This is a genomic window from Antarctobacter heliothermus, assembly GCF_002237555.1.
GTDB classification, from domain to species: domain Bacteria; phylum Pseudomonadota; class Alphaproteobacteria; order Rhodobacterales; family Rhodobacteraceae; genus Antarctobacter; species Antarctobacter heliothermus_B.
The window spans coordinates 896,116-910,716 of sequence record NZ_CP022540.1 but is presented as its reverse complement, the minus strand read 5'-3'; the positions used below and the strand labels follow the sequence as shown (position 1 = coordinate 910,716).

Here is a 14,601-nt window from a genome sequence, read left to right as displayed (position 1 = left end):
AATGGGGTTTTCCTGCGTCGTCTGGGGCAATGAATCGCTGCTGGTGCACTGTGCCGAGATGGCGCGCGCGCGGGGCAACACCGTTGCTGCAGTGGTGACCGACAGCGCCGAAGTGCGTCGGTGGGCCGAGGCTGCGGGATTGCGGGTTGAGTCACCGGGACAGGATCTGGCGGCGCGCCTGCCAGGGGATTTTGACTGGCTTTTGTCCATCGCGAACCTGTCAATCATTCCCGACGACGTGCTGGCGTTGCCCTCAAAAGGCGCGGTGAATTTCCACGACGGCCCTTTACCGCGTCACGCCGGGCTGAATGCCCCGATCTGGGCGTTGATCGAGGACGAGACGCGGCACGGCATCACCTGGCACATGATCGAAGGCGGCGTGGATAAGGGGGATATCCTTGTTCAGGCCGGGTTTGACGTGGCGGCGCAGGACACGGCGCTGACCCTGAACGCAAAGGCCTATGAGGCGGCGATGGGGTCGTTTCCTGCGCTGCTGGACCAGCTTGAAAGCGGTGATTTGCGCCGGGTAAAGCAGGACTTGTCGCAACGCAGCTACCATGCGCTCGCTAAGCGTCCTTTGGGGTTTGGGTTGTTGGATTTCCGTCGCTCTGCAGCTGAGCTGGAACGGATGGTGCGCGCACTGGATCATGGGCCGTATTGGAACCCGCTTTGTACGCCGAAAATCCGCGCGCGAGGGTCTGTCTGGTTGGTCGGTCGTGCGCGCCTGACAGAGGCGCACGCCGCGCCCGGCACTGTGCTGGAGGTTGGTGATGACCATCTGACCGTGGCGTGCGGAGAACACGCGCTGGTGTTGTCGGCACTGACGCGCCTCTGCGGTGCGCCGGTCAGGGCGGATCAGATCGTTGCCGTTGGGGATGTGTTGGACTTGCCGGATGCGGACACCCGCACCACGATTGATGCGGAGATGGGCAAGGTCGCCCGCCATGAAGGTCGGATGCGGACAGTCATGGCGTCTTTGCAACCCGCGGAATTGAGCGGGTTGGAGGCAGGCGAAACCGTGCTGGAAACCCGAACGCTGAACGTGCCGGGCGGGGAGGATGGAGTTGCTCTGGTATCCCGTTGGGCGGACCATCTGGCCGGGCGGGGGGCGGACCTGGCGTGGGCAGACGGCGCGCTGGTGCGAATGGCGGCTGGTGGGCTGGTGCTGCCTTGGGCCCCGCTGCGGGCGCGGCACCCGGTGGCGACGGATCTCTTTGTCCGCGCCCCGGAATTGAACTGGCCGGACGTGCCGCAGATTGGTGTCGCTGTGGATGGTGCGGGCCATGTGCCCGGCACCGTGGTGACGGTGATCTTTGGCGATGAGGTCCAACTCAGCTATGATGCCGGACGGTTGCCGCCTGCCTTTGCGGAACTGCTGGCCGCACGGCTGGAACTGATGGCGGTCGCGCCGGAACAGGACTTGCCCGATCCTGAACGCGATCTGGTGCTGAACCGATGGAACGTGACAGAGACGGCGCATGACCGCACTCTGACCATGCACCGCGCCTTTGAGGTGCAGGCCGCGCGCACGCCGGACGCCGTCGCGCTGATCTTTGAGAACCAGAACCTGACCTATGCTGACCTGAATGCGCGTGCCAACCGGGCCGCACATGTGTTGCGCGACATGGGCGTGACAAAGGGGCAGGTGGTGGGCCTGTGCTGTCGCCGCTCTGTCGATCTGATGGTCGGCGCGCTGGCGATCCTCAAGGCGGGGGGGGCCTATCTGCCGATGGATCCCGGCTACCCCGCCGACCGTTTGCAGCATTTCGTTGAGGACAGTGGCGCACAGGTCATCGTCACTCAGGCGGCGATTGAACCGGCGCTGCCGCGCCACGATGCTCAGCTTTTGGTGCTGGACGCAGAGCCGCGCCTGACCGCGAAGCCAGACCACAACCTGCCCGACACCAGCGGCCCCGAAGATCTTGCCTATTTGATCTACACCAGCGGATCGACCGGCAAACCCAAGGGCGTGATGGTCGAGCATCGCAATGTCTGCAACTTCTACACCGGAATGGACGCCCATGTTCCGCATGATGGCGGGACGTGGCTGGCGGTGACTTCGCTGTCGTTCGACATCTCTGTGCTGGAACTGTTCTGGACGACGGCGCGCGGGCTGACCGTGGTGCTGACGGGCGATGAGGACCGGGGCCTGATTTCCAACGGGCCGATGCCGCGCGGCAACGGTATGGAATTCTCGCTGTATTACTGGGGCAATGACGACGGCGCGGGCAGAGATAAATACGCCTTGCTGCTGGAGGGGGCGCAGTTCGCGGACGAAAACGGTTTTGTCGCCGTCTGGACACCGGAGCGGCATTTTCATGCCTTTGGCGGCCCCTATCCCAATCCTAGCGTTACCGGCGCGGCGGTTGCGGGCGTGACCAAGAACATCGGTGTGCGCGGCGGCTCTGTTGTGGCCCCTTTGCACCATCCCGCCCGCATCGCCGAGGAATGGGCGGTGATCGACAACCTGACCAACGGGCGCGCAGGCATGGCGATTGCCAGCGGTTGGCAGCCGGACGATTTTGTCCTGCGCCCCGAAAACACCCCGCCCGAGAACAAGCCCGCCATGATGCGCGATCTTGAGATCGTGCGAAAGCTGTGGCGCGGCGAGGCGGTTGGTTTTCCCCGTCAGGATGGCACCCTGCATGAGGTAGTGACGCAACCGCGCCCGGTGTCCAAAGAACTGCCGGTTTGGGTCACGACCGCAGGCAACCCGCAGACTTGGCAAGAGGCGGGGCGCGCGGGGTGCAACGTGCTGACTCACCTGTTGGGTCAGACGGTCGATGAAGTCGGCGAAAAGATCAAACTCTACCACGCCGCGCTGCGTGAGGCGGGCCATGATCCGGCGCAGTTTACAGTGACGCTGATGCTGCACACTTTCCTGTCCGACAGCCGCGACCACGCCCGCGAAATCGCTCGTGAACCGATGAAGGATTACCTGCGGTCGGCGGCGGGGCTGATCAAGCAATACGCTTGGGCCTTTCCGGCGTTCAAACGTCCCGAAGGCGCGTCCAATGCCTTTGACTTGCAGTTGGACGGGCTGGAACCGGATGAGCTTGAGGCTATCCTCGACTTCGCCTTTGAGCGGTATTTCAACGACAGCGGGCTGTTCGGCACGGTTCAGGATGCCTTGGCGCGGACAGAGCAGGTGCAGGCCATCGGCGTCACCGAAATCGCCTGTCTGATCGACTATGGCATTGACCGTGGGACGGTGATGGCGGGGCTGCGGCCCTTGGCAGATGTGGTCGCCCAAGCGGGCGGTGCCGCAGAACTGGCCGACGATGATTTCAGCATCGCGGCGCAGATCGTGCGCCACGGTGTCACCCATCTGCAATGCACTCCGTCGATGGCGCGGATGATCGCCATGAACGACGAGGCACGCTTTGCCCTGAATAGCGTACAACATCTGTACTTGGGCGGAGAGCCGCTGCCGGGAGCGTTGGTTGAGGAGTTCGCCCAGATCACTGATGCGACCGTGACCAACATGTACGGGCCGACGGAAACGACGATCTGGTCCTCTTGCACGCGGGCCGCGCCGGGTGAGGCAGTGGTGAATATCGGTTCACCTTTGGCGAACCAGCATCTGTACGTTCTGAACGAAGAGCGCAAGCCTGTCGGTATTGGCCAGGAAGGCGAATTGTGGATCGGCGGTGAGGGTGTGACGCGCGGCTATTGGCAGCGGCCCGATCTGACGGCGGAAAAGTTTACCGACAACCCGTTCCATCCCGGTCGCATGTATAGCACCGGCGATCTGGTGCGGCGGCGTGTTGACGGCAAGATCGACTTTGTCGGGCGGGTGGATCATCAGGTCAAACTGCGCGGTCACCGGATCGAACTGGGCGAAATCGAGGCCTGTCTTGAGGCGCTGGATAGCGTGACCCAGGGAGTAGTAGCAGCGCGGGAGGATACGCCCGGCGACGTGCGGCTGGTGGGCTACTACACGGGCATATCGAAACCAGAGGCCGCGCTGAAAGCGGCAATGGCGCGGGATTTGCCCGCATTTATGGTGCCGGGACGGTTTGTGCATCTGGATGCGTTCCCCCTGACGCCCAACAAAAAGGTTGACCGCAAGGCGCTGCCCCTACCGCAAGCGGCACAGGCGAAACCTGTGGCTGTTCCGGTGGTTGCGCCTGCAGGCTCTGGTGACGCGCAACAGGTCGAGGCCGCGATTGCTGCGATCTGGCAGCGCACTCTGGGCGTCAGCGCGACGGGGCGCGACAATTTCTTTGATCTTGGCGGGCATTCCTTGCTGGCGGTGCAGGCGCACCGCGCCATCCGCGAGGAACTGGGAGCTTTGAAACTGTCCATCACCGACATCTTCCGCTTTCCGGTGCTGGCTGATCTGGCAGGCCGGGTTGCTGGGTTGATTGACGGGCCAATGGTGGCGAAATCCGCCGCTCCTGCGCCTGTGGAAGCAGTCACCCGCGCCCAATCGCGCAGCGACGCAATGGCGCGCCGCCGGGAAATGCGCGCGCGGCGCCGGGCCTGACGCGATGCGGTCCTCGGCGAGGATGATCTGTACCCCGAGGAGGCCGCCGCGATGACCCGTGCGCGTCCTGCCCGCCGGGCAGAGAACGCTGCCGAACGCCGCTCACCCTACGCTGGACAATCGGCTGTTTTCGGCCAAGGAAGCCGCCTACAAGACGCATTGTCCAATGGCGAAGCATGTGTTCGGTTTTCACGCGCTTGCGGTTGATCTGTCGAAGGGCTGTGCGCGGCTACCGATCACCTGGATGCTGCCGCAATTCCGCCCGAATCGCGCATGGATCTGCTCATACGTCAGGCTGCGGGTGGTGGGCTGATCCTGTCACTTAGCGCTACACCCGCCCACTCGTCTTCAAACTAAGCCACAATCATGCTGCAGTTTCCCGGTATACACCTGTATCCTGCTAGAAATGAGGCAAAAATATGACCGTGGTTCCCGTCTGGGACACGCATTGTTTCCTGCATTTCCACGGCAATCTCATGGCAAAATTTAGGCAACTTCGATAGGTTGGGGCCAGAAGACGACGCGATTGGGCCGGATGGCCTGGGATGTTGTCTCCGCGCCGGGGGCGGTTTTGCGGGAGTTATTGAGATGATGCAGTTTCAGTCGATTGGCGAAGTTCTCGCGGCCCTCCGGCGTCGCGCACTTTTGATTATTGTAGTGACCTTTCTGGGCTGCTTTGGCTCGTTGTACTATGCGCTGGGCCAGTCCAAGGTCTATGAGGCCACCGCCGTCGTACAGATCGAAGATGCGCAGGTGCCGGACCAACTGGCCGGAGCGCTGGCCACCAATACAGACGCCGCCCGCCGGATCAGATTGATCGAACAGCGGTTGATGGCACGCGACAATCTTGTGCGGGTAATGGAAAAACATGTGCTGTTCGCCGACAATCCGGCGATGACCATGACGGAACGTGTGGGATGGATGCGGGACGCCGTGCGCATCCAGCAGCTGGTCAGCCAGGCGCAGACCTTTGCGCCAGGGGGCAATGCGCCTTCGGGATTGATGATCACGGTTCGATTGGACGATCCGGACAAGGCCGCCAATGTGGCGAACGAACTGATGCAACTTGTGATCGACCAATCGCGCTCGCGCAGCGTCAGCCGTGCGCGTGATACCTTTGACTTTTTCGCCACCGAAGAGGCCCGAGTCGGGGCCGAAATCGAGGATCTTGAGGGTCGAATGGCCGCCTTCAAGCGTAAAAATGCAGAGCAGCTGCCTTCGGGCGTGGTGGACCTGCGGGCGCAACTCAGCACATTGCGCGCCACCGACTTGGACCTTGATCAGCAGATCTTGACCATCGAAACCTCCAGCGACCGGACGCGGGACGATGTGCGGTTGCGCCAGATCGCGGCGTTGCAGGAGCAAAAGGCGCTTATCGCCTCACGCATTACCGAAATTGAGAGGCTGATCCTTGGCGCGCCCGAGGTTGAGCGAGAGTTCAACCGGCTGGAACGCGAGATGACGATGTTGCGCGAACAGTATGAGGTGATCACACGGCGCAAGGCCGAGGCGGAACTGGGTCAGATGCTGGAGAACCGTCAGGCAACCGACAGGTTCGAGGCGCTGGAAACAGCCCTGCCTCCCGAATTTCCCGTCTCGCGCAGCCGCAAGAAACTTGCCCTGATGGGGGGCGTGGCCAGCGTGCTGGCGGGGCTTGCCGCCGCCTTTGTGGTCGAGACGATGAACCCGGTGATCCGCTCGGCGGCACAGATGGAACGGATGCTGGGCATTCAGCCGGTTGTTGCTATCCCGGTTGTGACCACCCGGCAGGATCGCAGCCGCGGCGGGCTAAAGGTGTTGGCGAAACTGCTGGTGATCTTTGCCCTTGCCGGGCTGGGGCTGCGGCTGATCTGGGAACGCTCTCCGGTGCTGGCCGGTTTTGCGGAGCGGTTCTTGCCTCGTGCGATCCGCCACTAGCGGCGGTCGCTGGAGCGGCGGGGCTTACTGGGTTTAATAGGTGTAGCGGCTGATGTCGGTGCCTTCTGCCTTGTTCAGAACCATGCCCAGAACGGGCATGGAGTCGCCAAGGCGGCGCTCGACTTCAGAAATCTCACTTTCGGTTGTCAGACCACCGCCAACCACCAAAAGCACACCGTCGAACAGCGGTCTGGCGGCAATCACATCGTCGTAGAACAGCGCCGGCGGCAGATCGAACAGCACCACATCGGGCGCATAGTGCTCATCAATGGCGCGCAGGGTTTCCGCGCTGCGCGGATCTTGCAACAGTTCAGAGGCATATGCCTCGGGGCGGTCGTTCAGCGCAAAGGCGATGTTGCGCCCGGCGTTGATCGGGTTGCGGCCCATTCGGTGCAAATGCGTCTCTGGCGGGATCATGCCACGCAGCATGTCGCCCACCGATCCCGGTGAGCCGACCCCCAGAACGTGATGCAGACTGGGCCTGCGCATATCGAGATCCATCAGCAGCGTGCGGCAGTTTTCCTGCCGTGACAGGCTGATTGCCAGATTGGCAGCAGTAAAGGTCTTGCCACAGTCCTTGCCCGGCGAAGTGATCGCCACCCGCCGCCAGCCGTTTTCCGATAGGGTCTGCAACAGCCGGGTGCGCAATACGTCGAATGCACCATGTGCCGGATCTTCACGCGTGGCGGTAATGATCCGATTGCGGGCAAGATGCGCCTTGTCGACGGTCAGTTCGGGCAGACCAGACCAGGCGTGTTCGACGTCCACGATGGTTTTTGGGGTGGGTGTCACGGGTGCTGTCGTCGGGGCTGGTTCGGCGCGGCGTGTGACAGGGATCATGTCGGTCAACGGCAAGACGGGCGCAGGGGGCTGCGCCTTGCGGCGGGCGTCTTCCTCGGTGCGTCGCGCGTCTGCGTCGCGTGCCTCGGCATCGCGTTTGGCCTTTTCGCGCCGCGCGGCCTCTTCAGCGGCGCGCTTTTCGACTTGTTGCCGGTGATCTTCGGCGTCTTGCGCCGCCTTTGCGGCCGCCTCCTGACGAGAGCGGGCTTCTTCGGCTTCGCGGTGCTGGCGTGCGCTTTCCTGCCGTTCCGCGTCTTCGCGGGCTTTCATAGCATCCGCCGCGCGTTGTTCGCGGGCCGCCTTGACCCGGCGCAGCGCCTCAGTCTGAGCGCGTTCCTCAAACTCGGCCTTGCGGCGTGCTTTTTCCTCGAACTTAGCTCGTTCGGCGGCCTTGGCGATGCGCTGTGTCTCTGCCTCGGCGCGGGCGCGTTCGTCGGCCTCAACTCGCAGGTGCGCGGCCTCTTGCGACGCCGCCTTGACGGCCGCGTACGGCGATGCCGGAGCGGCTGCAGGGGGGTGAGCCGTGGCCGATGTGCGTTTGCGTCTGAATTTCGGGCTGTCCATCATGTTCATGCCCCTTGCTCCGTGACGTGCCAGATGCCGCCGCTGACCTGCGCCGTTGTCTGACCTGTGCGCTTGTCCCGGTTCATGACCTGATCCGACCCCATCTAAATCGCCACTGATCCCGAACGGACCCCGGCTTACCGCCTCTTTAACCAGTCAAATTTGGCCAGAATAAGGTGGATTTGTCCCTATTGTTCACCAACCGCAGGTGATTTGACGACGCGCCCTAGAAGCCAAAGAGATTGGCGTTTGTGATCGCCTTTTCAACAAAGCGCGCTTTCTCGTGTTCCGGCTGCCAGCCCAAACCCTGTTTGGCGCGGGTGTTGATGAAGGGCGAAAAATGCGCCCGGCTTTGCCAGTCCGCGCGTGACGGGCGGATGACTCCCTGTTTGCGCAGGGCGTATTTCTTGAGCAGGTATTTCACCGAATCCGACGCGTAAAACGCGGTCAGATTGCCTGGCACAACGCGGATCTTTGCGCCCAAAGCCTCATGGATGGCGTTGAAATAGCCGCGCGCGGACAGCATCGGTTCCCCCACAAGGTTAAAGCTCTGACCGACGACTGGCGCGTCGATCATCCGCACCAGCCCATCAACCACGTCGTCGATCAGCACAAACGGCAGGATGTTGCGCCCATGTCCCCAGATGCGCACAGCGCCCGCACCATGCCACCGCCCAATCCCCCAATGTTGCAGCGGCCCGCCCTTGCCCACAACGATGCCGGGTCGGGCTATGACCAGTGGCAGGCCACGGGTGCGGTGCAATTCCAACAGCTTGCGTTCGCATTCCGCCTTGGACCGGGCGTACAGGTTGCGGTCAGTCATATCCTCGGCAAAACCGGTGTCCTCGGTGATCTGCACGTTGGGATCGGACATGTCGTAGCTGGCGATGGTGCCAGTATAGATCAGCCGTTTCACACCCGCCTGTTCCGCAGCCATGGCGATGCGCAGCGCAACGCCCACATCGTTTTTCAGGCAATCGGCCCACGTATCGTCCAGTGATTTGGCAAGGTTGAACACCACCTCGATGCCCCGCATCGCCGCTGTCAGCGCATCCAGATCGTGCAGTGAGGCAGAGACGGTTTCGACACGATCGGGCAGATCGGGGAAGGGGCCGGATTTGCCCCGCGACAACACCCGCACGTCCCGTCCGTCCGCCACCAGACGCCGGGTCAGCGCCCGCCCGATGAACCCGGTGCCGCCGATGACCAAGGCGGTCGGTTTCGGGGCGCGGGTCTGTACCGCAGGAGCAGCGGTTTGCAGCACCTTATCGGGTAGCTTCGCAATGATTGCGTCGATGGTCCGCATGACAGTGACGGCGGTTTGCCCGGAAAACCGCGGGTCCTGCGGTTTTCCTTCGGCCAGCGCACTATAGATCGCTGCGGTCATGCCCCGAAAGCTGAGGCCGTAGGGGTTGCGCGTGTTGAGCGATCTGAACTGCGTGAAGGCGTTGGAGAACCCCTCAACCAGCCGTTGATGCGCCAGCTCGCGCTGTTTTCTGAGCGGGTTGGCCACCAGATCGGCGGCGTTTTCGCGTTCCACCACCAGCACGTCCTGCGCATAGTCGAGCCGCGCGCGGGCCGACGATCCGCGCAGGGTAACGGACCTGTCGTCGATCGTCTCGACAAGGGCGATGGTGAACGTGATCTCGACATGGCCTGCGCGGGCGAGGATGCGAAAGCTTTGCGGGCGCGGATCGTCCCCCGGCAGGGTGACGGGATGCGCGGCCTCGGCGTGCAGGATTTCGACCTCGCCAAACAGGTCATGTGCAAAAGCGACAAGATGCGGCCCCAGTTCCAGCAGCAGGTTTTTGGGTTGACGCAGCAGCCACAGATTGAACGGACCGGACCGCAACGGCGACAGTGGCAGCGCCCATGTGATCTCTGCGCCAGAGACTCGGCCATAGTCGCCCGCCTGCATCGCAGCCTTCATCCGGATGTAAGAGGGCAGGCCCAGAAAGTTGTGTCCGGCGTGGAAATGGCGGCCTGCGAAATCGGCGGCGGCAAGGATTTCTGCGGTCTCGGTTGCGGATTCAGCCACAGGCTTTTCCACAAGCACATGCAACCCAGCGGCGAGGCACTGAGTCGCGATATCCTTATGTATATTTGGCGGAGTCAAGATATGGACAGCGTCGCAGGCCTTCGAATCAATCAAGTGCTGCACAGTTGTGAACACCCTCGCGCCAAGCGGGTCGGCGATGGCGCGGGCGGCGGCCTCGCTCAGATCGCAGACGGCGGTAATCTTGACGTCAGTCGTGGCGCGCAGCGCGTCGGCGTGCCAGTCGGCGATGTATCCGGCCCCGATCAGACCGACGCGAATGGGGGTGGGCATCTCTAAGACCTCATTTGTATTCGATAATCCGCATGTCGGCACCAGATAGGTGCCGGGCGTGGAATGTCGCCATGCCGATCAGGTTCGGGAACTTGGACAGCGTCAACAGGATCGCCAACCGGCGCGCTCTGCGTGGCGGCAGACCGTCACGGCGCAACCCCCGGATCGACCGTAGGTGGCTGACGAGATAGAGCGCTACAACCACAAGGCTCAGCATGGGTGTGGCAAAAAGACCAAGGACAAACAAAACGGGCAGCAGCAGGCCAAAGACCAGCACGCGACGACGTTCGGAGCGAAAATACTCTGGGTGCAGATGTCCGACCTGGGCAAAGCCGTGACCGGTGCGCACGGCGCGGCGCCACCATTGGCCAAAGGTGGTCATGGCGGCGTCATGGCGGGTCATTTCCAGCGGCAGGCGCTCTAACCGCCAGCCTGCCTTGCGCAGGCGGGTGCAGAACTCATCATCCTCGGCGGCGATCACGCTGGGGTTCATGCCGCCGACCTCTGCCCATGCCTCTGCCCGCACCATCATGTCACCACCACAGGCAAGGATCTGCCCGGCGGGGCGATGCCATTCCCAGTCGCAGATCGCGTTGTAGATCGATGCCTCAGGGTGCATTTCCGACCGCCACCCTGTCACCAGCCCCAGCTCTGGATGTGTCTCCAGGTGGGTCCGTGCCGCGACCAGATAGCCGGGGATCAGGCTGCAATCGCCGTCGATGAACTGCACGATCTGCGGATCGTCCAGCGCATCAAACCCGGCATTGCGCGCGCGCGCTGCGGTAAAGGGGATGGACATGTCCAGCGCGACAACCGTGGCACCGCTGTTGCGTGCCTCGGCCACGCTGTTATCGGTGGACCCAGAGTCCACATAGACCACCTGCCGCGCCTGCCCGGCCACAGAGGCCAGCGCGGCCTTCAGGCGGTCGCCTTCGTTGCGGCCAATCAGGACGACATCCACGGGTGTGCCGGTCATGGGCGAGTCCATCGGGGTTGCCGCCCTGCGGAGTATTCCTGAAACAGCCACGACAGTTTCTTTGCCTCGGTCGCGATATCGAAGTCGGCCTTTACGGTTTCCCGCCCTGTCTCGCCCATTTGGGCGCGCAATTCGGGGCTTTCAACCAACGTGCTGATCGCGGCGAATAGCGCGGTTTCATTGCCCGGCGGCACCAGCAGTCCGTTATAGCCGTGGGTCACCAGTTCCGGCACTCCGGCGATGCGGGTGGTGATGACGGGCAGGCCAGCGGCCATCGCCTCCATCAACACGACGGGCAGCCCCTCGGCAAAGCTGGGCAGGACAAAGATGTCGGCCTTGGACAGGATTTCTGCCACCTCGGACTGGCTGCGGTATCCGGTAAAGGTGACGGGCAGCCCCGCTGCCTGCTGTTCCAGCGCCGCGCGGTCGGGGCCATCGCCAACGATAGTCAGGTGGACGGCGGGCGGTTCGTCAAAGGCGCGGTGCGGGTCGTCGGTGGCGGGCGGTTGTTGCAGGCGGCGCATGGCATTCAGCAGCAGCGGCACGCCTTTGACCCCGGCCAGACGGCCCACAAAGACCAGATCGGTGCGCGACTTTTCTTCGCGCTCAATTGGGGTGTAGCGGTCAGGCTCTACCCCGCAATGGACGATGTGAAAGCGGTCCCAGTGTGCCTGATCCGCGAAACACATGAGTTGTGAGCGGCAAAAGTCGCTGATGCAGGCAACAAAGGTCGCGCGGGCGGCCTTTTCGTCGATGCGCCAATGATGCGGTTCAAAAAAGATGTCCGGCCCGTGGATGGTAAAGCTGTAGGGGATGCCCGACAGCGCGCTGGCCAGCATCGCCACGGTGCAGGATGCCTTGGCGATGTGGTTGTGGAGGTGGTCGATGCCCTTATCTGTCAAATGGGCCGCCAACACCCCGGCCTCAAGAAAATAGATGAGGTTATACAGCCGCCCTTTGACGCCTTTGGGCGCGGTTGCCCATGCCAGTTTCAACGCCCTCAGGTATCGGCGCGGCGCGCGCATCCAGTGCAGGTGGGCACGGATCAAGGTCATAGGGCGTTTGCAAGCATCCAGCACCTTGAACGTGCGGGCATGTTCGGCGCGCTGTTCAGGGCCGACTAGGTGCTCTGGCCCCGTAGTACGGATCGAACAGGTGTCGACCTCATGCCCAAGGGCGCGCAGGGCGGCGACTTCACGCTGGATAAAGGTATCAGAGGCGCGGGGGTATTCGCCGGTCAGATAGGCCAGTTTCGGCAGCGTCATGGGCTGTTATCCCCCAAAGTGCGGGCCAGCATCCCCTCAAATGTGTCGGTATCCTCGCCGCCCAACGTGCTGCGCAGGGCGGTGTTGGGCCATGTCAGCGGCAACAGGCGGGCGCGGGCGACGGGCTCCTGCAGCAGACCGGGCAGGCGGGACGACAGCGGTTTGAGCAGGTGAACTAAGGCCATCCAGACGTTGTAGGGAATCGGCAGGGTCAGGCGTGGCCAACCCGACATCCGCCGATGCGCGCGCAGGAAACGGGCGCGCGTGGGGCGGTCATCGTCCAGGACATTCAGGGCGGCTGTGCCTTGCGGGGCGCGCATCGCCGCCTCGACCAATGCCCAGGCTGTGTGCGTCACATGGGTCAGGGGCAGTTCCCCGCCCGAGTTGATCTGGACATGTAATTTGGCGGCCCAAAGTCCCAGCAGCCCGTTCCATGTTCGTCCTGGCCCCCAGACTGCGCCGGGTCGCAGGATCCACAGCGGCAGACCAGAGGCGCGGCACATCTGTTCCTGACGCAGTTTGGCCCCAGCGTAGGCGTCACGGGGATGATCGGGATCGTCCAAAGGCGCGGTTTCGTCCAGCGCCGCGCCGGGGACGATCTGCATCGTGTCGTAAACTGCGATGGAGGAGACAAGGACCAGCCGCGTGCCACCGCCTGCCATTGCGTCCAACAAGGTTTGCGTGCCGCGCAGCGTGTCCTGAGCGTGGCTGGCGGCGTCGCCGCCGAGGTGCGCGGCGGCGTGGATCACGGACTGTGCTTTCGCGGTGGCGTTTTGCAAGGGGGCGGTGATGGCGGGATCTGACAGGTCCGCCTGTAGCGGGTAAATGCCGGGGTCGTTGGCCCATTTGGCCAAGGGCGCGCGGCGATACAGGGCGATCACCTCAATCCCGCGCGCGCGCGCCTCAGTCACGCAGGCGCTGCCGACAAAGCCATTGGCCCCGGTGATCAGGATGCAGGTCACGTCGCCTTCGCTGCCTAGCCTTTTCACTTCGCGCAAATTGTTTGGCCTTGGTGTCACTTCGCCCATGGCATCGGTTCCATCCGGTCACATGTGGTGGTCATAGTCTGCGCGCCGCCGGTTTCTCCTGCGTTCTGGATCGCCAGCGTGACCTCTGTCAGGTGCAAGGCGAAATCGTTGGTCAGGCGACACGGGCGGCCGTCGCGCAGGGCCTCCAGCACCTCGACGGGGCCAAGCATAAAATTCATCGCCGCAGCGCCCCAGCGTTTGACCTTGGGGTGGGTGGGCTGTTTCAGGCGGACGGTTTGCGGAAACGGATGTTCCATCAACCGGCGGCGCAGGTTGATCCGGCGGGCAAAGCGGACCTTGGCGGAATTGTCCCACGCAGCCTTGCAACTGAGCACGCCTTTGTCGCCGACAATGCGGATACCGTGGTCATGCGGGGCGACGATGGAACAGGTCAGCCGCGTCACCGGGCCATTGTCAAAGAACAGCGTCGCGGTAGCGAAATCCGGCGCAAAGGGGCCAGCGCCCTCTTTTTCCGGGATCGTCTCGGCAGAGGCGGCCACCACCGTTCGCACCGGCCCAAACCAAGAGATCAGCCATGTCAGATAATAGCCAGCGTGTTCCAGCGTGCAGCCCACCCGGAACTCATCCTCATAGGGCCAAGGCGCGCCGGATTCGGTCAGCCATTTGTCGTAGGCGGCCTGCGGGACAAAGCCGTCGTCAAGCTCGGCATAGATCAGGCGGGGTGTGCCCGCGATGCCGCTGCGGATCGCGTGCCCAAGGGTCTGTGCCGCTTCACCCAGCGCCGAACACGGGGCAGAGGCCAGCATCAGGCCCTTTTCGGCGGCCATCGTATGCAGGGTCTTGGCGTCGTCCAGCATCATCGCCAGAGGTTTTTCCGAGTAGACGTGGCGGTCCGCTTCAAGACAGGCTTTCGTGGTCTCGAAATGTTCGGCGGGATTGGTTAGGTTCAGGACCAGCGCATTCGGGGCTCGCGCCAACAGCGCGGCTAGACCGTCGCGCGCGGGGACATCCCAATGGGTGCAAAAGGCGGCAAGCCGGGTGGCATCCCTGTCCCAGACGCCCGCAACCTCGATACCCGGCGTGGCCTGTAATGAGCGCATGTATAGGTCCGCGACAAAGCCACAGCCCAGCAGGACAACCTGCCCTGCCGCGCGGCTATCCGCCCCTGCGCTATTCGGTTTCACTGTGCCACCCATGGCCCGCCCTTGGTTTCGCTCTCTTTGGCAAGAGAA

At 63.1% G+C, this 14,601-nt stretch carries 9 protein-coding genes; 3 read left to right on the top strand and 6 right to left on the bottom strand.

The genetic code is table 11. The annotated features are described in order from the left end of the window. Position 1: 1 nt before the first annotated feature. The 3 genes from ANTHELSMS3_RS04370 (at position 2) to ANTHELSMS3_RS04360 (ending at position 6,406) form a co-directional block, all read left to right on the top strand. Positions 2 to 4,489, top strand: coding sequence for a MupA/Atu3671 family FMN-dependent luciferase-like monooxygenase (locus tag ANTHELSMS3_RS04370; RefSeq protein WP_094033809.1), 4,488 nt, complete (start codon positions 2 to 4; stop codon positions 4,487 to 4,489). A gap of 58 nt (positions 4,490 to 4,547) precedes the next feature. Next, a complete protein-coding gene (locus tag ANTHELSMS3_RS04365; RefSeq protein WP_094033808.1) occupies positions 4,548 to 4,802 on the top strand; it encodes a 4'-phosphopantetheinyl transferase superfamily protein in 255 nt (84 codons plus the stop codon). 275 nt (positions 4,803 to 5,077) lie between these two features. Further along, complete coding sequence (locus tag ANTHELSMS3_RS04360) at positions 5,078 to 6,406, top strand: GumC family protein (RefSeq protein WP_094033807.1); 1,329 nt, start codon at positions 5,078 to 5,080, stop codon at positions 6,404 to 6,406. Positions 6,407 to 6,439: 33 nt separating this feature from the next. Here the strand turns inward: ANTHELSMS3_RS04360 and ANTHELSMS3_RS04355 are convergent, their stop codons facing one another. The 6 genes from ANTHELSMS3_RS04355 to ANTHELSMS3_RS04330 form a co-directional block, all read right to left on the bottom strand. Beyond that, complete coding sequence (locus ANTHELSMS3_RS04355; protein ID WP_254694841.1) at positions 6,440 to 7,819, bottom strand: nucleotide-binding protein; 1,380 nt, start codon at positions 7,817 to 7,819, stop codon at positions 6,440 to 6,442. Between the two features lie 217 nt (positions 7,820 to 8,036). After that, a complete protein-coding gene (locus tag ANTHELSMS3_RS04350; RefSeq protein WP_094033806.1) occupies positions 8,037 to 10,139 on the bottom strand; it encodes an NAD-dependent epimerase/dehydratase family protein in 2,103 nt (700 codons plus the stop codon). Between the two features lie 10 nt (positions 10,140 to 10,149). Next, positions 10,150 to 11,115, bottom strand: a complete 966-nt coding sequence (locus ANTHELSMS3_RS04345) for a glycosyltransferase (protein WP_094036922.1) — start codon at positions 11,113 to 11,115, stop codon at positions 10,150 to 10,152. Then, complete coding sequence (locus ANTHELSMS3_RS04340) at positions 11,112 to 12,380, bottom strand: glycosyltransferase family 4 protein (protein WP_094033805.1); 1,269 nt, start codon at positions 12,378 to 12,380, stop codon at positions 11,112 to 11,114. Before ANTHELSMS3_RS04340 ends, ANTHELSMS3_RS04345 begins: the two co-directional genes overlap by 4 nt. Beyond that, the gene (locus ANTHELSMS3_RS04335; protein ID WP_254694908.1) at positions 12,377 to 13,369 is read right to left on the bottom strand and encodes an NAD-dependent epimerase/dehydratase family protein; all 993 of its coding nucleotides are present in this window, start codon (positions 13,367 to 13,369) and stop codon (positions 12,377 to 12,379) included. The genes ANTHELSMS3_RS04340 and ANTHELSMS3_RS04335 overlap by 4 nt, the downstream gene beginning before the upstream one ends. Positions 13,370 to 13,395: 26 nt before the next feature. Then, positions 13,396 to 14,469: a Gfo/Idh/MocA family protein gene (locus ANTHELSMS3_RS04330; protein WP_254694907.1), complete on the bottom strand. Its 1,074-nt coding sequence runs from the start codon at positions 14,467 to 14,469 to the stop codon at positions 13,396 to 13,398. Positions 14,470 to 14,601 lie beyond the last annotated feature (132 nt).